This is a genomic window from Quadrisphaera sp. KR29 (genome assembly GCF_052644995.1).
Genome location: NZ_JBQXXG010000002.1, coordinates 120,336 through 141,786, shown reverse-complemented (window position 1 = coordinate 141,786; position 21,451 = coordinate 120,336). Strand labels below are relative to the sequence as shown.

Genomic DNA, 21,451 nt, shown 5'->3' with positions numbered 1-21,451 from the left:
GCCGGCCGGACCGGGTCCCGCGACCGCGCCGGTGGCCGCGCTCGTGGGCCCCGCGGCGGCGCCGGGGTCGGGCGCCGCCACGCTCAGGCCTGGGGGCCGGGCTCGGAGCGGAAGCCCTCCGGGCCCCGCACGCCCCCGGCGAGGTGCTCCTCGCCGGCGGCCGCGGCCTCGTCCTGGGGCGCCATCGGGTGCGCGTGCCCGTTCTGGGCGGCCGCCACCTCCTTGGGCGACAGCACCGGCGGGCGCTGGTCGACGTGGCGGCGCTCGCTGGACAGCCACACCGGGCGCAGCGGGCGCTTCTGCACCGGGGCGAAGACCTCGGCCAGCTGCTCGGCGTTGAGGGTCTCCTCCTCGAGGAGGCGCACCACCAGGGTGTCGAGCACCTGGCGGTGCTCCATGAGGATCTCCCACGCCTCGTCGTGCGCGTTCTCGATGAGGCGGCGGACCTCCTCGTCGACCACGGAGGCGACGCCCTCGGAGTAGTCCCGCTCGTGGCCCATGTCGCGGCCGAGGAAGACCTCGCCGCTGCCGCTGCCGAGCTTGATGGCGCCCACGCGCTCGCTCATGCCGTACTGCGTGACCATCTTGCGGGCCATGTCGGTGGCCTTCTCGATGTCGTTGCTGGCCCCGGTGGTGGGGTCGTGGAAGACCAGCTCCTCGGCCACGCGCCCGCCCAGGGCGTACGCCAGCTGGTCGAGGATCTCGTTGCGGGTGGTGGAGTACTTGTCGTCCACCGGCAGCACCATCGTGTAGCCCAGCGCCCGGCCGCGCGGGAGGATCGTCACCTTGGTCACCGGGTCGGTGTGCCGCAGCGCCGCCGCCACCAGGGCGTGCCCGCCCTCGTGGTAGGCGGTAATCTTCTTCTCCTTCTCGTTCATCAGCCGGGTCCGCTTCTGCGGGCCGGCGATGACCCTGTCGATCGCCTCGTCGAGCTCGCGGTCGCCGATGACCTGGCCGTTGCTGCGCGCGGTGAGCAGGGCCGCCTCGTTGAGCACGTTGGCCAGGTCGGCGCCGGAGAACCCCGGGGTGCGCCGGGCCACGGCGAGCAGGTCGACGCCGGGGGCGACGGGCTTGCCCTTGGCGTGCACCTGGAGGATCTGGTGGCGCCCGTTCATGTCGGGCGCCTCGACGGCGATCTGCCGGTCGAAGCGGCCCGGGCGCAGCAGCGCCGGGTCGAGGATGTCGGGCCGGTTGGTGGCCGCGATGAGGATGACGTTGGTCTTGACGTCGAAGCCGTCCATCTCCACCAGGAGCTGGTTCAGCGTCTGCTCGCGCTCGTCGTGGCCGCCGCCCATGCCGGCGCCGCGGTGGCGGCCGACGGCGTCGATCTCGTCGACGAAGATGATCGCGGGGGCGTTGTTCTTGGCCTGCTCGAACAGGTCGCGCACCCGGCTCGCGCCCACGCCGACGAACATCTCCACGAAGTCCGAGCCGGAGATCGAGTAGAACGGCACGCCCGCCTCGCCCGCGACGGCGCGGGCCAGCAGGGTCTTGCCGGTGCCCGGCTGGCCGTACAGCAGCACGCCCTTGGGGATCTTGGCGCCGACGGCCTGGAACTTGGCGGGCTCGGCCAGGAACTCCTTGATCTCGTGGAGCTCCTCGACGGCCTCCTCGGCGCCGGCCACGTCGGCGAAGGTGACCTTGGGGGCCTCCTTGGAGACGAGCTTGGCGCGCGACTTGCCGAACTGCATGACCCGGCTGCCGCCGCCCTGCATGTTGGCGAAGAGGAACCAGAACAGCAGCAGGAAGAGCAGGATCGGCAGGATCGTGATGAGGATCGACCCCAGCACCGACCCCTGGGGCACCTCGTCGGTCCAGCTCGGCACGTCGTTCGCCACCGCCGTGGCGACCTCGCCGGCGCGGGCGCTGACGTAGTCGAACTGCACGTCGGTGGCGCCGCCGGCGGACTCCAGCGGCTCGCGCAGCGTGAGCTCGACCCGCTGGTCGCCGTCGATGACCTTGGCCTGGGTGACGTTGCCCTGGGCGAGCTGCTGGAGCCCGACCTGGGTGTCGATGGTGGCCGTCCGGTTGCCGGTGAAGAGCTGGCTGGCGAGGACGAGGAGCAGCAGGGCCCCGACGATCCAGACCGTCGGGCCGCGGAAGAAGCGCCTGGCGTTCATGCGTGGATGAGGGCCGTGGCCCGTCCTCTCTCCTCTGGCTGGACCGGCGCCCGACCGTACACCGGCGGCACCTGGGGCCCGGCACCGAGCGCGGGCACTCACCAGCCCAACGGACGAGGACGCCCGCGGTGTTCCACCCGTTCGCCCTCAGCGGACGCCGAGCGCGCCGCCCCGCGGGCGCGGGCGCCCGCCTCAGGAGCTGTACACGTGTTCCGCGAGCGTGCCGACCACGCGCAGGTTGCGGTAGCGCTCGGCGAAGTCGAGGCCGTAGCCGACGACGAAGGCGTTGGGGATGTCGAAGCCGACGTACTTGACGTCCACGGAGACCTTGGCGGCGTCGGGCTTGCGCAGCAGCGCCATGACCTCCACCGAGGCGGCGCCGCGCGAGCGCAGGTTGGCGACCAGCCAGGACAGCGTCAGCCCGGAGTCGATGATGTCCTCGACGATGAGCACGTGCCGGCCGGTGACGTCGCGGTCGAGGTCCTTGAGGATCCGCACCACGCCGGAGGACTTGGTGCCCGAGCCGTAGCTGGAGACGGCCATCCAGTCCATCTCCGCGGGGCCGTGCAGCGCGCGGGCGAAGTCGGCCATGACCATGACCGCGCCCTTGAGGACGCCCACGAGCAGCAGGTCCCTGCCGGCGTAGTCGGCGTCGACCTGCGCGGCGACCTCCCCCAGGCGGGCGCGGATGTCGTCCTCGCCGATGAGGACGTCCGCGAGGTCGCGGCCCATGTCCTGGGCGTCCATCAGTGTCCTCCTGGAGGGGGTGGTGCCGGGGCGAGGCGCAGCCTGCCACAGGTCCTGCGGGCCTCCACGAGGCCGGGCAGCTGCACCGGCCCCTGGCCGCGCCAGCCGACCACGAGCGCGTCGAGCGCCAGCACGTGCTCGCGGGTGAGGTCCGGGCGCGCCGCGCCGGCCTCGAGGGCGGCCGCGCGCAGGGCGCGGCGGCGCAGCGCGGCGGGCGCCGCCGCCAGCGCCGCCGCGTCGAGGCCGTCCGTCGGCCGCGCGCCGCGGCAGCGGGCCAGCAGGTCCGCGGCGAGCGCCTCGAGCACCTCCGCGTCCTCGCGCAGCTGGTCGGCGGTGCGGGCGAGGGCCTCGGCCACCCCCGGCCCGAGCTGGCCCTCCAGCACCGGCAGCGCCGCCGCGCGCACCCGGGAGCGCGCGAAGGCGGGGTCGGTGTTGGCCGGGTCCTCCCAGGGCCGCAGGCCGAGCGCCGCGCAGGCCGCGCGCGTCGTCGTCCGCGGCAGGCCCAGCAGGGGGCGGCGCAGCGCGCCGCGCCGCGCGGGCATGCCGGCCAGGGACCGGGCGCCGGAGCCGCGGGCCAGCCCCAGCAGCACCTGCTCGGCCTGGTCGTCGCGGGTGTGCCCGAGCAGCACGGCGGCGGCGCCGGTGCGCTGGGCGGCGCGCTCCAGGGCGTCCAGGCGGGCCCGGCGCGCCGAGGCCTCGGGGCCGCCCGGGCCGCCGGCCGCGTCGACGGCCTCGAGCAGCACGGGGTCCAGGCCGAGGTCGCGGCAGGCGGCGGCGGCCCGCTCCGCGGCCTGCGCCGACCCCGGCTGCAGCCCGTGGTCGACGACGACGGCGCCGGCGCGCCAGGCGGCCCTGCCGCGCCCGCCGGGCGCCGCGAGCCAGCCGGCGGCGGCGGCCAGCGCGAGGGAGTCGGCGCCGCCGCTGCAGGCGACGAGCACCAGCGCACCGGCCGGCAGGTCCGCGCAGGCCCCCCGCACGGCGCGGCGGACCGCGGCCACGGCGGGGGCGGGTCCCGTCACGGCGGGCCGGCGTCAGCCGTGGACGCGGCGCACCCAGGCGGCCGGGTCGGCCACCTCCTCCGGGCGCGGCAGCGCGGCCGGGGAGCTCCACACCGCGTTGAGGCCGCCGGTGCCGACCTCGCGCACCACGGCGCGCACGAAGCGGGCGCCGTCGGCGTACTGGCGCAGCTTGGCCTCCAGCCCCAGCCCGTGCCGCAGCAGGGCGTCCAGCAGGCCGCGGCTCGAGCTGCGGCGGGCGGTGAAGCGACGGCGGATGGTCGCCGCGGTGGGCACGACGGAGGGGCCCACCTCGTCCATGACGACGTCGGCGTGCCCCTCCAGCAGGGCCATCACGGCCGTCACCTCCGCCAGGGCGCGGCGCTGGTCGGCGGTGGTGGCCAGGTCGAGCAGGCCGAGCCCGGAGCCCGCCGGGCCGCCGGGGCCGCCGCGGGCGCCCTCCACGGCGCCGCGCAGGCCCCGCAGCGCCTGGGCGAGGCGGTCCGCACCGGCGCCCGGGCCGCGCAGCACGTCACCGGACAGCGCCCGGGCGCGCTCGCGCAGGTGGCCGGCCAGCCACGGGGCGGCGGCGAACTGCACCCGGTGGGTCTCCTCGTGCAGGCAGACCCACAGCGCGAAGTCGCGCAGGTCCAGGCCCAGCTCGCGCTGGACGGCGAGCACGTTGGGCGCCACCACGAGCAGGTCGCCGGTGCCGGGGCCCTCGCCGAGGGCGTCGTACTGGCCCAGGACCCTCGAGCTGAGCAGCGCGAGCAGCGAGCCCAGCTGCACCCCGGTGACGCGGCGGGCCACCCCGAGCCCGCGCAGCCGGCCCGCCGGGGTGCGGGCGCGGCGCTCGTCCAGGGCCTCGCCGACCACCGGTGACAGCAGCCCGGCGAAGGAGGCGACGTTGGCGCGCGCCCACGCGCCGCGCTCCACCACCCGGGCCGGCGGCCCGGCCGGCACGAGGAGCTGGCTGACGCGCGCGACGTGCGGGGGGCTGGCGGCGGCGGCGGCGCGCACCACCTCGACCACCCGGCGGGCCTCGGCCGCGCTGACCAGCGGGCCGGGGCGCACCAGGCGGGTGGCCGTCCTGGCGGCGAGGTCCCAGTCGACCAGCTGGTCGCCGGGCCGCTCGTCGTGCTGCTCCGGACCCGCCACCCCCACACCGTAGGCGCTCACCCGCCGGCGGCCCGCCGGAGCGCGCCCGCGGCGACGAGGGATGGCCGGCTCAGCCGCTGCGGCAGCCGCAGCCGGCGAGGGCGGCGACCACCGCGTCGAGGGCCCGCCGGGCCGGGACGGTGGGCCCGGTGGCGTCGGCCAGCACCGCGAAGACCAGCAGCCGGCCGTCGGCGTCGACCACCGCCCCCACCAGGCTGCTCGTTCCGGTGAGCGACCCGGTCTTGGCGCGCACCAGCCCGGCCGCGGCGGCGGCCTCGGGGGCGGCGAAGCGCTCGGAGAGGGTGCCGGACAGCCCGCCCACGGGCAGCACCTCCAGCAGCGGCTGCAGCGACGGCTCGCGCCCCGCCGCGCCCAGCAGGGAGGTGAACACCGCTGCCGGCACCAGCGACCCCGCGGCCAGGCCGCTGCCGTCGGCCAGCACGGCGCCGGTGGTGTCGACCCCGGCCGCGCGCACCTGCTCCAGCACCGCCTGCGCCGACGCGGCGAAGCCGGCCCCGCTGCCGGCCGAGGCGCCCACCAGGCGCGCCAGCGCCTCGGCGACCGTGTTGTCGCTCTCGGCCAGCGCCTCGGCCACGACGTCGGCCAGCGGCGCGGACCGCACCTCCCCCAGCACCGCGCCACCGGCGGGGGCGGGCGCGCCGCGCACGACGCCGGGGGCGACCTGCAGCCCGCGCTCGGCGAGCAGGGCCGCGAAGGCGGCGGCGGCGTCCAGCGCCGGGTCCGGGGAGCGCGCGGCGTAGCGCTCGGGGGTGCGGCGCCCGGCGTCCACGGCCAGCGAGGTCAGCGGCGCGACGTAGCCGGCGGCGACGTCGCCGGTGCCCCAGCCGGCGCTCACCTGCGGCGAGCCCCCGGTGAGGGAGTCGTCCAGGACCACCGAGACCGCCGTGGTGCCGCGCTGGCGCAGCGAGGCGGCCGCGGCGTCGGCGAGGTCGGCCAGGCCGGCCCTGCCGACCACGGCCGAGGGGTCCCCGGCGCCCGCCGACAGCAGCTGGTCACCACCCCCCACGAGGACCACCTGGCCGGGGTCGGGCCCGGCGACGGCGCGGGTGGGCAGCTGCGCGTCCGGGCCGAGGGCGCGCAGCACCGCGGCCGCGGTGAGCAGCTTGGCCACCGAGGCCGGCTCGGCGGGCTCCGCGGCGCCGGAGTCGAGCAGCACCTCGCCGCTAGCGGCGTCGACCACGCTGGCGGTGGCGCTGCCCGCGAGCGCCGGAGCGGCCAGCAGCGGCCCGACGGCGGCCGCCAGCACCGCGGGGTCCGGCCGCGGCGCCGCGGGGTCGAGGGGCTTCAGCGCCACCGGCGCCCGCGGGTCGGCGGCCGCCCCGGGGGCCGTGGGCGGGGCCGGGGCGACCGGGACGGGCGCCAGGGTCAGCACCCCGGGAGCCGCGTCGGCGGCGTCGGCGACGGCGTAGCCCGCGAGCAGCACCACCGCGGCGGCGGCGGCCCCCGCGGCCAGGGCGCCGCGGCGCAGGGCGCCCCGCCCGGGGGTGCGCTCGGGTGGACCTGCCACGGGCTCCTCGTCTCGCCTCGGCTGCGTGCGGGAGACTACGGGCCAGCGGGCCGCCCCGGGCGGCAGATCCGCGCGCGGCACCGGGCCGTGCCGGGGGGCAGGACTGACCTGGAGGTCGCCGTGGAGTTCGACGTCACGATCGAGATCCCGCGCGGGTCGCGCAACAAGTACGAGGTCGACCACACCACGGGGCGCATCAAGCTGGACCGGATGCTGTTCACCGCCACGCGCTACCCGGCCGACTACGGCTTCATCGAGGGGACGCTCGGGGAGGACGGCGACCCGCTCGACGCGCTCGTGCTCCTGGAGGAGCCCACCTTCCCGGGCTGCGTGGTGCGCTGCCGGGCCATCGGCATGTTCCACATGCGCGACGAGGCCGGCGGTGACGACAAGGTCATGTGCATCCCCGCGGGCGACCCGCGCATGGACCACCTGCAGGACCTGGACGACATCGGCGAGTTCCACCGCCTGGAGATCCAGCACTTCTTCGAGACGTACAAGGACCTGGAGCCCGGCAAGTCCGTCGAGGGCGCCCACTGGGTGGGCCGGGTGGAGGCGGAGGCGGAGATCCGCGCCTCGGTGCAGCGCCTGGCCGACCACGACGGCCACCTGACGTCCGGCTCGGACGCGGGCCAGCGCCCCGACGTGCGCACCCAGCTCGGCCACGGGCCCTGGGCGGACGCCCCGCAGCTCGTCCAGCCGCCCGCGCCCGGGACCAGGTGAGCGCCGCGCGCGCCGCCCGGCTCGCGGGCGGCGCGCGTCAGACCCTGCCGGCCCAGGTCATCGAGCTGGCGTAGCGCACGCCGGTCTCGCGCACGTCCAGGCCGGTGCGCGGCGCCTCGACCATCTGGCCGCCGCCGGCGTAGATCGCCACGTGGTAGACCGTGGACCAGTCGTCGGGGTCCGACCCGTAGAAGATCAGGTCGCCGGGGCGCAGGTCGTCGTAGGAGACCTTCTGCACGGCGCGGTACTGCTGCGCGGAGGTGCGGGGCAGCGAGACGCCCGCGGCGCGGTAGGCGCCGGAGGTGAGGCCGGAGCAGTCCCAGCTGTCGGGGCCGGTGGCCCCCCACTGGTAGGGGTCGCCGATCTGCGTGCGCGCCCACGCCAGCGCGGAGGCCGCCTGCGAGGAGCTCGCCGAGGAGCTGCCCGCGGGCACCGGTGAGGCGCTCCCCGAGGAGTCGCGGCCCGACGACCCCGACGACGACACCGCCGGCCCCGACGCCGTCCCCGAGCCGGAGGAGGGCCTCGAGGGGGGCGCGGCGCCGGAGGACGCCGCCTGGCGGCGGGCGCGGTCGGCGCGGGCGGCGGCGTCGGCGCGGGCCGCGGCCTCGGCGGCCAGCCCGGCCTGGCGCTGGGCGGCCAGGGCGGTGCTGGTCCCCTGCAGCTGGGCCAGCTGCGCCACCAGCTCGGTGCTGCGCTGCTCGGTGGTGGCCACCATCGCCGTGGCGGCGTCGGCGGCGGCTCGCGCCGCGTCGCGGGCGCTGGTGGCGGCGTCCGCAGCCTCCTGCTGCTGCTGCAGCGCCTGGTCGGCCTGGGCGTCCAGGAGGCCGGCGACGGCCTCGGCGGCGCGCAGCTGCTCGTAGGCCCTGTCGGTGCGGGCGCCGACGACGTCGAGCAGCGCGGCCCTGTCGAGCAGGTCCTGCGGGCCGTCGGCGGACATGAACGCCGAGACGCGGTCGAGGCCGCCGCCGCTGCGGTAGCTGCCGGCCGCCAGGCGGCCGACGGCCGCGCGGGCGGCGTCGGCGCGGCCGCGGGCCTGCTCGGCGGCCGCGGCGGCGCCCTGGGCGGCCGCGGTGCGGGCGGTGAGCTCGGCCTGGGCGGCGTCGTAGGTCTCGGCCGCCACGGCCGCCGCGACCTGGGCGGCGTCCAGCGCGGCGGCGGCCGCGGCCAGCTGGGCCTGGACCGCGGCGACCTGGGAGGCCTTGTCGCCGACGGCGGCGCGCGCGGCGTCGACCTCCGCCTGGCTGGGGGTGCGCGGCGCGGCGAGCGCGGCGCCGGCGGGCGCGGTGCCGGCCGGCCCGGCGGCGGGCGCCAGCACCAGGCCGGCGGTGAGCAGGGCGCCGGCGACCCCGGCGGCCAGGCGGCGGCCAGCGCCCGGCGAGGGCGGGCGTCCGCGGTCCCAGCTGCATCCGTGCACGCCAGGGCATCGGCGCGCGCGCCGCTGCCCTTGAGCGGGCGGGCCTCAGCGGGGAGCGGCCTCGCCGCCCCCTTCGCCCTCGGGGGCGCCGCCGGAGGTGGTCAGGTCGTTGAGGCGGCCCAGCAGGCCCGCGAGCAGCTCGACGTCGTCGTCGCTCCACCCCGCGAGGCGCTCGTGGAAGTGGGCGCGGCGGACCTCCTGGACCCGCTCGACCTGCTCGCGGCCGGAGTCGGTCAGGCGCACCACCTGGGCGCGCGCGTCCTCGGCGTCCCGGGTGCGCTCGATGAGGCCGAGCCGCTCGAGGGTGGCGAGCTGGCGCGAGACGGTGGGCTTGCCGATGCCGAGGTAGCTGGCCAGGTCGGTGGCGCGGGAGCCGCCCTCGGCCATGACGCGCAGCAGCAGGCCGTACGCCCCGGGCTCGAGGTCGGGGTGCAGGTCGCGCGCGAGCTGGCCCGAGAACCCGCGGGCGCGCCGCAGCAGCACGGCCAGCTCGCGCTCGAGGTGGTCAGCGGCTCCGGGACTCACCATGGGCAGATCATGGCAGGACGCGCTGGGAGGACGCTGCACCGGCGTCCCGCGCAGCCCCTGGCCGCCGGGCCGCCGGTGAGGTTAGCCTGCCCTTCATGGAAGCCCCGGCGTACCGGACCTTCGCGGTGGAGGTCAGCCGCGTGCAGCGGCTGTGCCCGAGCTTCGTGCGCATCACCTTCAGCGGTGACGACCTGGTCGGCTTCGGCGCCTGCGGGGCCGACCAGCGCATCAAGGTCGTGCTCCCGGCCCCCGGCACGACCGCCGGGCAGCTCCTCGAGACGTGCCGCAGCTGGGGGCAGGACTGGTACCCGCGGTGGCTGGCGGCCCCGGAGCCGGCCCGGCCGCTGCTGCGCACCTACACCGTGCGCGCCGCGCGCCCCTCGCGCGGGGAGGTCGACGTCGACTTCGTGCTCCACGGCACCTCCGGCTCCCACGCCGGCGCCAGCGGGCCCGCCTCGCGGTGGGCCGCCGCGGCCGTCGCCGGGGACCGGCTCGTGGTGGTCGGGCCGGACCGCCCCGGCCAGGGCCGCGCCTGGGGCCGCGAGTGGGCGCCGCCGCCCGGGGGGCGGCTGCTGCTCGTGGGCGACGAGACGGCGGTGCCCGCCGTGTGCGCCGTCCTGGAGGCGCTGGAGCCCGAGGCCGCCCAGCGCACGGTGGCGCTGCTGGAGGTGCCGTGCGAGCAGGACGCGCTCCAGCCGGTGGCCTCCGGCGGGGCGCAGCTGCGCTGGCTGCCCCGGCGCGGACCGCGCGGCGAGGCCCAGCACGGCGCGCTGCTGGTGGGCGCGGTGCGCTCGCTGCTGGCCGGGCAGCACCCCGCGCCGTCCCTCGACCCCGGCGCCGAGGACGACGTCGACCTGGACCTGCTGTGGGACGTCCCGGAGGCCGTGAGCAGCGGGGACCTGTACGCGTGGGTGGCCGGCGAGGCGGGCGTCGTGCGCGACGTGCGGCGCCTGGTGAAGGCGGCCGGGCTGCCGCGCGCGTCGCTGGCCGCCATGGGCTACTGGCGGGCGGGGCGCACCGAGGCCGCCTGAGCGCACCCAGCGCTCCGGCTCACCACATGGCCGGCTCGGCCGCGGGCCCGGACTCCTCCAGCGGGGCGACCGGGGCGCGGAAGGGCTCCCCGGCGTAGGTCAGGGTGCGCCAGCCCGCCCGCGGGTCGCCCTCGACCACCACCACCCCGGTGTTCAGCAGCGGGGTGGAGGCCGCGAAGGCGCCGCCCACCCCGGCCCGGGCGGCCACCCAGGCGCGGATGGCGCCGCCGTGGCTGACCACCACGGCAGCGCCGTCGGCCGGCACCGAGGCCGCCGCGGCGGCGGTGCCGGCGTCGAGGCGGGCCAGCACCTCCCGGCCCGTGGGGCCGCCCGGCACGTGGGCGCCCAGGTCGCCGTCGGCCCAGGCGAAGGCGACGCGCAGGTACTCGCGCACCGACGGCTCGTCGGTGCGGCCCTCGAGGTCCCCCGCGTCGAGCTCGCGCAGCCCGTCGTGGACCTGCACCGCGAGGCCGCGCTCCTGCGCCAGCGGCGTGGCGGTCAGCTGGGCCCGGGCGGCGCTGGAGGCCCACAGGGCGTCGACCCGCTCCGGGCGCAGGGTCTCCACCAGCGCGCGCGCCTGCTCCTCGCCCAGCGGGGTCAGGCCCGGACCCGGAACCTTGGTGTCCAGCCTGTGGACGAGGTTGGACGGGGTCTGGCCGTGGCGGACGAGGATCAGCCTCACGCGCCGACCCTCCCACGCGCGCCGTCGGGCGCACCCGCCCGGGCCCCGTGGGCGGCACGGGCCTCGAGAACCTCGGGGACGGCCTCCTCCAGCACCTCCACCAGGGCCCGCAGGCGCTCGGCGACGCGCTCGCCCAGCGGCGTCAGGGTGTACTCCACGCGCGGCGGGATGGTGGTCACCACCTCGCGCACCAGCAGGCCGTCGCGCTCGAGGGCCTGCAGCGTCTGGGAGAGCATCTTCTCGCTCACGCCGTCCACGCGGCGCCGCAGCGCGCCGAAGCGCGCGGTGCCGTCGGCCAGCGCGAGCACCGCGAGGGTGCCCCACCGGCCCGTGACGTCGGCGAGCAGCGAGCGCGAGGGGCAGGTCCTGGCGAAGACGTCGACCACGAGCCGCTGGTCGTCGTCCCCGGGGTCCTGGCTCACCCCCGGATGCTACCGCGCGGCGGTACCGCTAGCACTAACTCTTGGTTAGTGCTGCATGATGGGTCGCGTCGCGGCCGCACCGGCGGCCCCGGCCCCGCACCCGAGGAGGACCCGTGCCCACGTACGCCGTCACCGGAGCCACCGGACCGTTCGGACGCCACGCCGTCGAGGAGCTCCTGCGCCGCGGCACGGCACCGGGCGACGTCGTCGCCCTCGTCCGCGACCCCGCGCGGGCCGCCGACCTCGCAGCCCGCGGCGTGGTGGTCAGGGAGGCCGACTACGACCGCCCGGAGACCCTCGAGCCCGCCCTGGACGGCGTCGACGCCCTGCTGTTCGTCTCCGGCAGCGCCGTCGGCCAGCGCGAGCGCCAGCACGGCGCCGTCGTCGAGGCCGCACGGGCCGCCGGGGTCGCCCGCGTCGCCTACACCTCGGTGCTGCGCGCCGACAGCACCGACCTGCCGGTCGCCCCCGAGCACGTGGCCACCGAGCGCCTGCTGGCCGCCTCCGGCATCCCCGCCACCCTGCTGCGCAACGGCTGGTACACCGAGAACTACGCCGGCCTGCTCGGCCAGGCCGAGGCCACGGGCTCGGTCAGCAGCGCCACGCGCGGCGCCCGCGTGAGCCCGGCGACCCGCGCCGACCTCGCCGCGGCGGCCGTCTCGGCGCTGCTCGACGAGGGCACCACCGGGCGCACCTTCGAGCTGGGCGGGCCGGCCTTCACGATGGACGAGCTCGCCGCGGCCTTCTCGCAGGTGCTGGGCCGCGAGGTGGTCCACCACGACCTCACCCCGGCCGAGCTGGGCGCCGCGCTGACCGGCGCGGGCCTGGACGAGGGCACCGCCGGGTTCCTCGTGGCCGTCGACGTCGCCGCCGCCGGCGGGGCGCTCGAGGTCAGCACCGCCGACCTGGAGGAGCTGCTCGGCCGCCCGGCCACCCCGCTGGCCGACGCCCTGCGCGCCGCCCGCGCCTGACCGCCGCTGGTCCCCGGCGGCGCGCCGCCGGGCATCAGGCGCCGGTGGCCCTCAGGTAGGTCACCGCCGCCAGCACCCGGCGGTGGTCGGCCGTGGAGGGCGGCAGGCCCAGCTTGGTGAAGATGCTCGCCACGTGCTTCTCCACGGCGCCCTCGGAGACCACCAGGGCGTCGCGGATGGCGGCGTTGGAGCGCCCCTCGGCCACCAGCGCCAGCACCTCCCGCTCGCGCGGGGTGAGCGCCGCGAGGGGGTCGTCGGCGCGCCGTCGGGCCAGCAGCTGCGCGACCACTTCTGGGTCGAGGGCCGTCCCGCCTGCGGCGACGGCGTCCAGCGCCCCCGTCAGGGCGTCGAGGTCGGCCACCCGGTCCTTGAGCAGGTAGGCCACCCCGCCGCGGCCGTCGCCCAGCAGGTCGGCGGCGTACGCGGCCTCGACGTACTGGGAGAGCACCACCACCGCCAGGCCCGGCTGGCGGCGGCGGGCCTGCACCGCGGCGCGCAGGCCGTCGTCGGTGTGGTCCGGCGGCATCCGCACGTCGACCACCGCGGCGTCGGGGTGGTGGCGGGCGACGGCGTCCAGCAGGGAGGGGGCGTCCCCCACGGCCTCGACCACCTCGTGGCCCGCCTCGGCGAGCAGGCGCACCAGGCCCTCGCGCAGCAGCACCGAGTCCTCCGCGACGACCACCCTCACGCCGCCGATGCTCCCAGACCCCCGGAGCGCCAGACCCCCGGAGGCACCGGCGTGATCATGGGCGGTCGGCCACCGGGAAGTGGCCGACCGCCCGTGATCACGGGGGTGGGACGGGTCAGGGCAGGGGCAGGCGGGCCTCCACGACCGTCGGGCCGCCCGCCGGGCTGGCCACGACCAGCGCGCCGTCCACGGCCTGCGCCCGGGCGGCCAGGCCCCGCAGCCCGGTGCCCGTGGGGCTGGCCGGGTCGGCGCCGCCGGTGCCGTCGTCCTCCACGCGCACCACGAGCCAGCGTCCCTCGGCCTCGGCGCGCACCGCCAGGTCCACCACGGCGGCGCGGGCGCCGCTGTGCTTGGCGGCGTTGGTCAGCGCCTCGGCGACCACGAAGTAGGCGGCGCGCTCCACCCCGCCCGGCAGCGGGCCGAGCGCCCCGGCGCGCACCGTTGCCGGCACGGCGCTGCGCGAGGCCAGGGACTCCACCGCGGCGACCAGGCCCCGGTCGGCCAGCACCGGCGGCGCGATGCCGCGCGAGAGGGCCCGCAGCTCGGCCAGGGCCTCCTGCGCCTGCCCCCGGGCCTCGGCGAGGGCGGCGGCGGTCGCCTCGGCGTCACCGGCGGCCAGGCGGCGCTGCGTGGCCGCGAGGTCCATCTCCAGGCGCACCAGCCGCTGCTGGGGACCGTCGTGCAGGTCGCGCTCCAGGGAGCGCAGGGCGGCGGCCTCGGCGTCGGAGGCGGCGGCGCGGCTGGCGGTGAGCACCTCCACCCGCTGGGCCAGGGCCCGCACCGAGGAGTTGCCGATGGTGCCGCGGGCGACCGCGGCGTGCACGTAGCTCAGGCCGCGCGCCAGCGGGACCAGGGTGAGCAGCAGGCCCACGCCCACGACCACCTGCCACACCACGGGCAGACCCGTGATGCCGGCGACCTCCAGCTGCCCGCCGGCCGCGGCCTCGGCGCGCTCGCCCCAGGCCCAGTAGGTGACGCCGGCCAGGCCGGTGGCCAGCCACGCGACGGTGAGGCTCCAGGTGAACAGGGCCAGGAAGACGGCGATGGCGCCGTGCAGCAGGTCCAGCCACAGCTGGCCGTCGCGCAGCCAGTCCCACCAGCGCCACCAGCGGCCGGTGCGCTCGGGGGCCGGCGGCGTCAGCGGTGAGCCGGCGGGGGCTGGCGCGGGGATGCGCTCGCCCGTCCACGCGAGGCGGAACCGCTCCACGTGGGCGAAGCCGCGCGCGCAGGCCAGCAGGGCCAGCAGCCCCAGCAGGGCCACCGGCAGCAGGACCACCGTGCCGGCCACGCTGGTGACGAAGCTGGCCAGGGACCACAGGACCACCATCGAGGCGACGGCGACCGGCAGGCCGGTGAGCAGGTACAGGAGGTCGCCGGGAGTCCGCCGCAGCCACGAGGCGAGCGTGGCCGCGGCCGGGCGCGAGCCCTGTCCGGAGGCGGGGCGGGAGGCGGCCGGGGCGCTGGCCGGGAGCGGCGCCGTGGCGGCGCTGGTGCTGTTCGTCATGGGGAAGAGCCTGGTCGCGGGCGCGGTGGCGGACCATGGTGCGGCCCGGCGTCTGCGGGGTGGGGACAGCCCCACCCCGCCCCTGGGGCCGACCCCCCGGCCCTCGGGGCCGGCCTCCGGGCGGTCAGGGCCGTCCCGCCGCGGACGCGCCGACCGCGCGGTCGTCGCCCCGGTCGTCGCCCTCGTCGCCGCCCCGGTCGGGCGGCCGGTGCCCGAGCCGCTCGGCCGCGAGCCGGCGCACCAGCTCCATCGCCTGCGCCGCCGACAGGTCGCGCCCGGTGGCGGCGGCGGCCGCGTAGGCGTCGGGGGGCGTGCCGGCGACCAGCTCAGCGGCGTAGCGGTCCATGTCGGCGTCCATCGCCGCCGGGGAGTACCCGATCCGGCCCGCCTGCCACGCCACCGCCCCGGCGAGCCGGGCCGCCTGGTCGGTGCGCCCGTCCAGGTGCAGCAGGTGGCTCGCCGTCGCCAGGCCCACCAGCCACGACGTCTTCTCCCCGGCCGCCCACCCCCGCTCGAGGCTGTCCAGCAGCGCCCGCCAGGCCTCCTCCAGGCGGCCCCGCGCCGCCTCCACCTTGGTCTGGGTCCAGCGCGAGCTCAGGGCCACCCAGGAGTAGCCGCAGGCGTCGGCCTGGGCGACGGCGGCCTCCAAGCGCTCGACGGCGGCGTCGGGGTGGCCGTCGTGGCGCTCGACCTCCCCCAGGATCATCAGCGACTCGGCCCTCGTGGCGCCGTGGCCGAGGGCGTCGCTGGTGGCCAGGGCGGCCTCGGCGTGCTCGCGGGCCGCCTGCACCTGGCCGCTGCCGGCCTCGAAGTAGGCGAGCAGCGCCAGCGACTGCGCCTGCACGAGCGGGGCGTCGCAGCGCGCGGCGTGCTCGCCGACCTGGACCAGCGCGCGCCCGACCCCGGCGAGGTCACCGGCGAGGTAGCTCAGCAGCGTGACGCCGGTCCAGGCGCGGGCGCGGGTGGCGGCGTCGGGCTCGCCGTCCGGGTCCGCCGCGACGGCCTCCAGCGCGGGCAGCAGGTGGCCGAGCCCCTCGGCCACCAGGCCCTCCCGGTACCAGAACCAGAAGAAGCCGCTGGCGATGGTGAGGACGACGGCGGGGTCGCCGTCGGAGAGCGCGGCGCGGATGTTGCCCGCCTCGTCGTGCAGGCGCTCGGTCTCCAGGGCGGCCAGCCGTCCCCGCATCGAGGGGTCGGAGTGGGCCGCCAGGTCGGCGACCCACTGCACGCGCCGCGCGGCGAGCACCGCGCGGCGCGCCGGGTCGAGGTGCGCGGCGGCGTGCTGGCGCAGCGGCTCGAGCAGGTGGAAGCGGCGCTGGGCGCCGGGGCGGGAGGCCACCACGAGGCTGCGCCCGACCAGGTCGGCGACCACGGGCACGACGTCGGGGCGGTCCAGCACCCGCCGCGCCGCGTCGAGGGTGAAGCCGCCGGAGAAGACCGACAGGTCGCAGAAGACCTCGCGCTCCGCCGGCGTCAGCCTGTCGAAGGACCACGCCACGGCGGCCTGCATGGTGGCGTGGCGGGAGGTGGTGCGCCGCCCCCCGCGCAGCAGCGTGCCCAGGCTGGACCCGTCGTCGGCGAGCGCCGCGACGTCGGCGAGGTCGAGCACCCGGATCTGCGCCGCGGCGAGCTCCACCGCCAGCGGCAGCCCGTCGAGGGCGGCGCAGACCTCCGCGACGCGCTCGAGGTCCTCGCGGGTCGGCTCCCACGCCGGCGCGGCCGCGCGGGCCCTGTCCACGAAGAGCGCGACGGCCTCGCCGTCGGGCCCGCCCGTCAGCACCGGGACCTCGTGGGTGCGCTCGCCGTCCACCAGCAGCGGCTCGCGGCTTGTCGCCAGCACCCGCACCCCCGGGCAGGAGGCCAGGAGCACCTCGACCAGGGCGGCGGCGTCCTCGACGACGTGCTCGCAGTTGTCCAGGACGAGCAGCAGCTCGCGCGTGCGCAGCACGCCGGCCAGGGCAGCGGCGGCGCTGGCGCCCACGGGCGGGACCAGGCCCAGCGCGGTGGCGACCACCTCGGGCAGCAGCCGGCCGTCGGCCACCGGCGCCAGCTCCACCAGCCACGGCCCGTCGGCGTCGTCGCGGCGGCGGGCCACCTCCAGCGAGAGCCGGGTCTTGCCGGCGCCTCCGGTGCCGGTGAGCGTGACCAGGCGGTGCTGCTGCAGCAGGTCCCTGACCGCGGCGACCTCCGCCTCACGGCCGACCAGGGCCGAGGTGGGCGCCGGCAGGTTGGAGGTGGCCGCGATGGGCCTGCGGCCGCCCGCGCCGTCGCGGCGCGGGGCGGGGTGGGCGGGGGCGCGCTGCAGGCGGGGGTCGTCGGCCTCGACCGCCGCGCGCAGCGCGGTGGCCGACGGGCCGGGGTCAGCCCCGAGCTCGTCGGCGAGGCGCTCGGCGAGCTCGTCCAGGGCCGCCAGGGCCTCGCCGCGGCGGCCCTGGCGGTGCAGCGCCAGGGCGAGCAGCTCCCAGCCCCGCTCGCGCAGCGGCTGGGCGGCCACCAGCGCGGCAGCCCCGGCCGAGGCGGCGGCGTCCTGCCCGCGCTCCAGGTCCGCGGCCACCCGGTCCTCGCGGGCGGCGGCCAGCAGGTGCTCCAGGCGCCGCACCTCCGGGGCCGCCCAGCCGCGGTCGGCGACCTCGGCGAGGGCCGGCCCGCGCCACAGCGCCAGCGCCTGCTCCAGCGCCTCCGCCGCCGCAGCGGGGTCGATGGCCAGCAGGGTGCGGCCGCGCGCGGCGAGGCGCTCGAAGTCCGCGGCGTCGGAGCCGGTGGTCACCAGCGCGTACCCGGGGCCGCGGCGCACCAGCACGGTCGCCTCGCGCGCGGCGCGACCCGGCTCCAGCGCGCGGCGCAGGCGGGCCACGTGGGCCTGCAGCGTGGTGGCCGCCGAGGCGGGCTGGTCCTCTCCCCACAGGTCGTCCTGCAGGGCGGCGTCGGTGACCATGGCGCCGTCGGCGAGCGCGAGGCGGTGGACCAGCGCGCGCGGCAGCGGCCCTCCGAGGGCGGCCTCCCGTCCGTCCACGAGGACCCTCAGCGGGCCGAGGACCTCCACCCGCGCTCCGGAGCCGACACCCTGCTCAGCCACCCGTCAGCTCCCCCGGTCACCGGCGCACCGCCGCCCTCGGCCCGGCCCTGGACCCTCGTGGAGGCACAGGTAGCACGGCAGTGGCCCCGGGCACCAGCCCCTGGGCGCACCGGCCTCCTCCCTCACCGGCCCCGCGCTCCCCCACCGGCTGGCGGCGCCGGGGGTCGCCCGGGACGTCAGCTGGGCTGCAGGACGCCGTCCTCGGCGGCCAGGGCCCGCACCAGGCCCAGGTGGTCCTCCGGGGGCAGGGAGGCGCCCCGCGCGGCGGCGGCCGCGGCGACCTCCGGGTCGAGCGCAGCGGCCACCTCCTGCGCGCACCGCACGACGTCGGGGTCGAACAGCCGCGGGGAGGCGCCCGTGCGGGCGCCCTGGGCCTCCGCGGCCGCCAGCACCACCGCGGCCTCCTCGGCCCGCCCGCGCCGCACCAGCACCGCCGCCACCTGGCACATCGCCGAGATCCACGCCAGCGCCTCCCCGAGCGCCCAGGCGCGCTCGCCGAAGTCGGCGGCGGCGCTCCAGGCCGGGCCGGTGCGGCCCAGCGCCAGCTCCGCCTTGGCCTGCATCTGCCGCGCCGCGAGCGCCACCGACGGGGTCCCGGACAGGTCGGCTGCCAGCACGCACCGCTCGAAGTGCTCCACGGCCTGGCCCACGGCGCCCCGGTGCAGGTCGGCGACGCCGAGGGAGAGCAGCGCGTCGGCCTCGACGACCCCCGAGCCGGCGCTCTCGGCGATGGCCAGGGCCGCCAGGGAGTCGCGCCGGGCGCCCTCGCCGTCGCCGTCGGCCACCGCCCGCCAGAAGGCGCGGTTGGTGAGCACCCGGGCGCGGGTGCGCGGGTCGTCGGTCTGCCGGGCGAGCGCCTCGGCGCGCGCCAGCGCCGCGGTGGAGCCGGCGGGGTCGCCCAGGAGGCGGGCGAAGAGGCTGACGCAGGTCCAGCCGTAGGAGCGCAGCGTGGGCCCGACCCCGGGGTCGAGCCCGGGGTCGGCGTCGAGGGCCTCCAGGCCCGCGCGCAGGAGGGCGGCGCTGGGTGCGGTGCGGGCCGGGTGGGCGTACAGCGACCAGTGGGCGCCGGTGCCGATGCGCACGGCGTCCCCGGGCGAGGCGGCCGCGAGCGCCGCGTCGACGTCGGCGGCGGCGGCCTCCAGGCGCGCCATCGCCTCGGTGCCCGCCAGGCCGCGCAGCTCCGGGGGGGCGGCCTCCGCCATGCGGACCACCCACGCGGTGCGGCGCGCGACCAGCTCGGCGCGCCGCTGCGGGTCGAGCTGGGCGGCCGCGAAGCTGCGGACCACCCCGAGCATCCAGAAGCGGCGCGGGGACCCCGGAGGGGAGACCGAGACCAGGCTGCGGGCCACCAGGTCGGAGACGGCGGTGACGACGTCGGGGCGGCCCAGCACCTCCCGCGCGGCCTCCAGGTCGAAGCCGCCGGCGAAGACCGACAGGGAGGCGAGCACCTCGGCCTCCTGGGGCGCCAGCCTGTCGTAGGACCAGGCGATGGTGCCCTGCATGGTGCGGTGGCGGGTGTCGCCGCGGCGGCCGCCGCGCAGCAGCGCCTCGTGGTCGTCCAGCAGGCCGAGCAGGTCCTCCAGGGTGAGGGCGCGCAGCTGGGCGGCGGACAGCTCCAGCGCGAGCGGGAGCCCGTCCAGGGCGGCGCACAGGCGGTCCACCCCGTGCAGCTCCTCGGGGGTGGGTCGCCACCCGGGCGCGGAGGCCTCCGCGCGCGCCAGGAAGAGGCGCACCGCGTCGCCCTCGACGCCGCCGGACAGCTGGGGCACCTCGTGGGTGCGCTCGCCCTCGGCGCGCAGCGCCTCCCGGCTGGTCACCAGCAGCCGGACGCCGGGGCAGCGGTGCAGGAGGTCCTCGGCCAGGGCCGCGACGTCGTCCAGGAGGTGCTCGCAGTCGTCCAGGACCACCAGCGCCTCCCGCTCGCGCAGCACGGAGACGACGGCGGCCGTGTCGGCGGCGCGGTCCCCGGTGAGCGGCACGGCCAGGCCGAGCGCCGCCGCCAGCGCCCGCAGCGCGGGGCTCCCGCCGTCCCCCGCGGCGGCGGGCACGGGTCCGAGGGCGACCAGCCAGGGGCCGTCGGCGTCCGCGCGGCGCCGGGCCACCTCCAGCGCGAGCCGGGTCTTGCCCGTCCCCCCCGGACCGGTCAGGGTCACCAGGCGGTGCTCGCGCACGAGCCGGCCGACCTCCTCCAGCTCCGCCGAGCGCCCCACCAGCCGGGTCGCGGGCAGCGGCAGGTTGCTGGAGCGCACCGGGGGTCCGGTGCGCGCCGCCGGGACCTGCGGCACCGCCGCCCTCGCCGCGGCGGGCGGGAGCGCGCCGGGGCCGGTGGCGCCGACGGCCGCGGCCGGAGAGGCGGGGGCCGCGGCCCGGGAGGCGGGGGCCGCAGGCCGGAAGGCGGGGGCCGCAGGCCGGGAGGCGGGGGCCGGGCCACCGCCGGTGGGGGGCAGGAGGGCGGGGTCGTGCTCCAGCAGGCGGCGGAACAGGTCCTGCGCCCGCGGGCCGGGCTCGGCGCCCAGCTCGGCCTGCAGGAGGGCGCGCAGCTCGGCCAGGCGCGCCAGGGCGTCGGCCTGGCGCCCCTGGCGGTACAGCGCGAGGGCCAGCAGCTCCCACCCCCGCTCGCGCAGCGGGTGCTCCGCGGTGAGGGAGGCGGCGGCCGCCGCCGCGGCGGCGGCGTCGCCGAGGGACAGCTGGGCCTGGACGGCGTCCTCGCGGACCTGCAGCAGCAGCTGCTGCAGGCGCTCGGCCTCGGGGGCCGCCCACGTGCGGTGGGCCACGTCGGCGAGCGCGGGGCCGCGCCACAGCCGCAGCGACTCCTCCAGCAGCGCCGCCGCGCGGGCGGGGTCGGCCTCCAGCGCGGTGCGCGCCTCGCCGGCGAGCGTCTCGAAGCGCTCGGCGTCCACGGCCCCGGCGGGCAGGACGAGGGCGTACCCCGGGCCGCGGCGGACCAGCGGCTGGGCCGGTGGCGCCTGCCCCGCCCGAGGCGCCGGGTCCGGCGGGTCCGCCGGCAGCAGTGCCCGGCGCAGGCGCGAGACGTGCGCCTGGGTGGTGCCCGCGGCACTGGGTGGCGGCGCGCCGTCCCAGAGGTCCTCGTGCAGGGCGGTGTCGAGGACCGCGGCCCCCCGGGCCAGCACCAGGCGCAGGAGCAGGGCGCGCGGCACGCTGCCGCCCACCGGCACCGGGCGGCCGTCGAGGGTCACCTCCAGGTCACCCAGGACGCCGATGCGGAGCCCCTGGTGCACCGGCCCAGGGAACACCACACGGCCTGGTCAGCGCCAGGGCCGGTGCGCGCCCCAGGAGGCGGGAGGGCCCGAGGGGGGCGCCGGCCGGTGCCCGCCGGGCCCCCGACGGCGGGGGCGGGGTGGAGCCGCCTGTGGGAATCGAACCCACGACCTATTCATTACGAGTGAATCGCTCTGCCGACTGAGCTAAGGCGGCGTGCACGGCGGTCGGGGCCGTGCAGCGGGCCCACCATACCCGGCGCGCCCGTGCGGACACGCCGGACCGCTCAAGCACGCGGCGCGGCGCGCCGTTGGTCCAGCATGCGCGACGACGACGGCACCACCCCCCGGCTGCGCGGGCTGCTGCCCGCCGGTCCCCGCTCCGCGGGCCTGGCCGTGGTGCTGCCGCCGCCGGCGGCTCCCGTGGTCGACCTCGGGGCGCGGCGCGCCCGGGCGGCCGTCGTCGACCTCGCCGCCGCCGAGCGCGGCGGGAGCGCCACCGCTCCCGCCCCGGCGGTGGCCGCCGTCGCAGCGGCGCGCGGGCCCGCGCAGGGCGTGGACGAGTCCTCGCTGAGCATCCAGGACCGGGTGCGCCTGCGCGCCCTCGAGGCCTCCCGCGCCTGAGCCGGCCCCGCCGGGCGGGCGG

Annotated in this window: 16 protein-coding genes, 1 tRNA gene and 1 pseudogene; 4 read left to right on the top strand and 14 right to left on the bottom strand. The window is 79.0% G+C overall.

Going from position 1 to position 21,451, the window contains the following annotated elements; translation table 11 throughout:
- Nucleotides 1-83 precede the first annotated feature (83 nt).
- From ftsH to dacB, 5 genes are all read right to left on the bottom strand, one after another.
- A complete protein-coding gene (ftsH, locus tag ACUN9U_RS02380; protein WP_445483319.1) occupies nucleotides 84-2,120 on the bottom strand; it encodes an ATP-dependent zinc metalloprotease FtsH in 2,037 nt (678 codons plus the stop codon).
- A gap of 192 nt (nucleotides 2,121-2,312) precedes the next feature.
- The gene (gene hpt / locus ACUN9U_RS02375; protein WP_445483318.1) at nucleotides 2,313-2,867 is read right to left on the bottom strand and encodes a hypoxanthine phosphoribosyltransferase; all 555 of its coding nucleotides are present in this window, start codon (nucleotides 2,865-2,867) and stop codon (nucleotides 2,313-2,315) included.
- A complete protein-coding gene (gene tilS / locus ACUN9U_RS02370) occupies nucleotides 2,867-3,886 on the bottom strand; it encodes a tRNA lysidine(34) synthetase TilS (RefSeq protein ID WP_445483317.1) in 1,020 nt (339 codons plus the stop codon). Before tilS ends, hpt begins: the two co-directional genes overlap by 1 nt.
- Nucleotides 3,887-3,898: 12 nt before the next feature.
- Entirely contained in the window at nucleotides 3,899-5,020 is a 1,122-nt protein-coding gene (locus tag ACUN9U_RS02365) for a zinc-dependent metalloprotease (RefSeq protein WP_445483316.1), read from the bottom strand.
- 70 nt (nucleotides 5,021-5,090) lie between these two features.
- Complete coding sequence (gene dacB / locus ACUN9U_RS02360) at nucleotides 5,091-6,548, bottom strand: D-alanyl-D-alanine carboxypeptidase/D-alanyl-D-alanine endopeptidase (RefSeq protein ID WP_445483315.1); 1,458 nt, start codon at nucleotides 6,546-6,548, stop codon at nucleotides 5,091-5,093.
- 120 nt (nucleotides 6,549-6,668) lie between these two features.
- Here dacB and ACUN9U_RS02355 point away from each other — a divergent pair.
- Nucleotides 6,669-7,157: pseudogene (locus ACUN9U_RS02355) on the top strand (inorganic diphosphatase); the annotation flags it as partial.
- Nucleotides 7,158-7,308: 151 nt separating this feature from the next.
- Here ACUN9U_RS02355 and ACUN9U_RS02350 read toward each other — a convergent pair.
- Together ACUN9U_RS02350 and ACUN9U_RS02345 are read right to left on the bottom strand one after the other, a co-directional pair.
- Nucleotides 7,309-8,685 carry a C40 family peptidase gene (locus ACUN9U_RS02350; protein WP_445483314.1) on the bottom strand — a complete coding sequence of 459 codons (1,377 nt, stop codon included), beginning with the start codon at nucleotides 8,683-8,685 and terminating at the stop codon, nucleotides 7,309-7,311.
- 45 nt (nucleotides 8,686-8,730) lie between these two features.
- Complete coding sequence (locus ACUN9U_RS02345) at nucleotides 8,731-9,213, bottom strand: MarR family winged helix-turn-helix transcriptional regulator (RefSeq protein ID WP_445483313.1); 483 nt, start codon at nucleotides 9,211-9,213, stop codon at nucleotides 8,731-8,733.
- A gap of 95 nt (nucleotides 9,214-9,308) precedes the next feature.
- Between ACUN9U_RS02345 and ACUN9U_RS02340 the strand changes: the two genes are divergently transcribed.
- Nucleotides 9,309-10,244, top strand: a complete 936-nt coding sequence (locus ACUN9U_RS02340) for a siderophore-interacting protein (protein WP_445483312.1) — start codon at nucleotides 9,309-9,311, stop codon at nucleotides 10,242-10,244.
- A gap of 19 nt (nucleotides 10,245-10,263) precedes the next feature.
- Here the strand turns inward: ACUN9U_RS02340 and ACUN9U_RS02335 are convergent, their stop codons facing one another.
- Both ACUN9U_RS02335 and ACUN9U_RS02330 read right to left on the bottom strand, forming a co-directional pair.
- A complete protein-coding gene (locus tag ACUN9U_RS02335; RefSeq protein ID WP_445483311.1) occupies nucleotides 10,264-10,926 on the bottom strand; it encodes a histidine phosphatase family protein in 663 nt (220 codons plus the stop codon).
- Entirely contained in the window at nucleotides 10,923-11,348 is a 426-nt protein-coding gene (locus ACUN9U_RS02330) for a winged helix-turn-helix transcriptional regulator (RefSeq protein WP_445483310.1), read from the bottom strand. Before ACUN9U_RS02330 ends, ACUN9U_RS02335 begins: the two co-directional genes overlap by 4 nt.
- 113 nt (nucleotides 11,349-11,461) lie before the next feature.
- Here ACUN9U_RS02330 and ACUN9U_RS02325 point away from each other — a divergent pair, with 113 nt between their 5' ends.
- Nucleotides 11,462-12,319, top strand: coding sequence for an NAD(P)H-binding protein (locus ACUN9U_RS02325; protein ID WP_445483309.1), 858 nt, complete (start codon nucleotides 11,462-11,464; stop codon nucleotides 12,317-12,319).
- A 34-nt stretch (nucleotides 12,320-12,353) separates the two neighbouring features.
- Here the strand turns inward: ACUN9U_RS02325 and ACUN9U_RS02320 are convergent, their stop codons facing one another.
- The 5 genes from ACUN9U_RS02320 to ACUN9U_RS02300 form a co-directional block, all read right to left on the bottom strand.
- Complete coding sequence (locus ACUN9U_RS02320; protein ID WP_445483308.1) at nucleotides 12,354-13,007, bottom strand: response regulator; 654 nt, start codon at nucleotides 13,005-13,007, stop codon at nucleotides 12,354-12,356.
- Nucleotides 13,008-13,122: 115 nt separating this feature from the next.
- Complete coding sequence (locus tag ACUN9U_RS02315) at nucleotides 13,123-14,511, bottom strand: sensor domain-containing protein (RefSeq protein ID WP_445483307.1); 1,389 nt, start codon at nucleotides 14,509-14,511, stop codon at nucleotides 13,123-13,125.
- A 124-nt stretch (nucleotides 14,512-14,635) separates the two neighbouring features.
- Nucleotides 14,636-17,587, bottom strand: coding sequence for an AfsR/SARP family transcriptional regulator (locus ACUN9U_RS02310; protein WP_445483306.1), 2,952 nt, complete (start codon nucleotides 17,585-17,587; stop codon nucleotides 14,636-14,638).
- A 176-nt stretch (nucleotides 17,588-17,763) separates the two neighbouring features.
- The gene (locus tag ACUN9U_RS02305; RefSeq protein ID WP_445483305.1) at nucleotides 17,764-20,826 is read right to left on the bottom strand and encodes an AfsR/SARP family transcriptional regulator; all 3,063 of its coding nucleotides are present in this window, start codon (nucleotides 20,824-20,826) and stop codon (nucleotides 17,764-17,766) included.
- Between the two features lie 120 nt (nucleotides 20,827-20,946).
- Nucleotides 20,947-21,022: transfer RNA gene (locus ACUN9U_RS02300), tRNA-Thr, on the bottom strand.
- Nucleotides 21,023-21,126: 104 nt separating this feature from the next.
- Between ACUN9U_RS02300 and ACUN9U_RS02295 the strand changes: the two genes are divergently transcribed.
- Nucleotides 21,127-21,429, top strand: a complete 303-nt coding sequence (locus tag ACUN9U_RS02295) for a hypothetical protein (RefSeq protein WP_445483304.1) — start codon at nucleotides 21,127-21,129, stop codon at nucleotides 21,427-21,429.
- Nucleotides 21,430-21,451 lie beyond the last annotated feature (22 nt).

Coding starts and splice junctions, on each gene's coding strand:
- ACUN9U_RS02315 (WP_445483307.1), bottom strand. CDS start 14,511: ATGACGAACAGCACCAGCGCCGCCACGGCGCCGCTCCCGGCCAGCGCC.
- ACUN9U_RS02345 (WP_445483313.1), bottom strand. CDS start 9,213: ATGGTGAGTCCCGGAGCCGCTGACCACCTCGAGCGCGAGCTGGCCGTG.
- ftsH (WP_445483319.1), bottom strand. CDS start 2,120: ATGAACGCCAGGCGCTTCTTCCGCGGCCCGACGGTCTGGATCGTCGGG.
- ACUN9U_RS02340 (WP_445483312.1), top strand. CDS start 9,309: ATGGAAGCCCCGGCGTACCGGACCTTCGCGGTGGAGGTCAGCCGCGTG.
- hpt (WP_445483318.1), bottom strand. CDS start 2,867: ATGGACGCCCAGGACATGGGCCGCGACCTCGCGGACGTCCTCATCGGC.
- ACUN9U_RS02295 (WP_445483304.1), top strand. CDS start 21,127: ATGCGCGACGACGACGGCACCACCCCCCGGCTGCGCGGGCTGCTGCCC.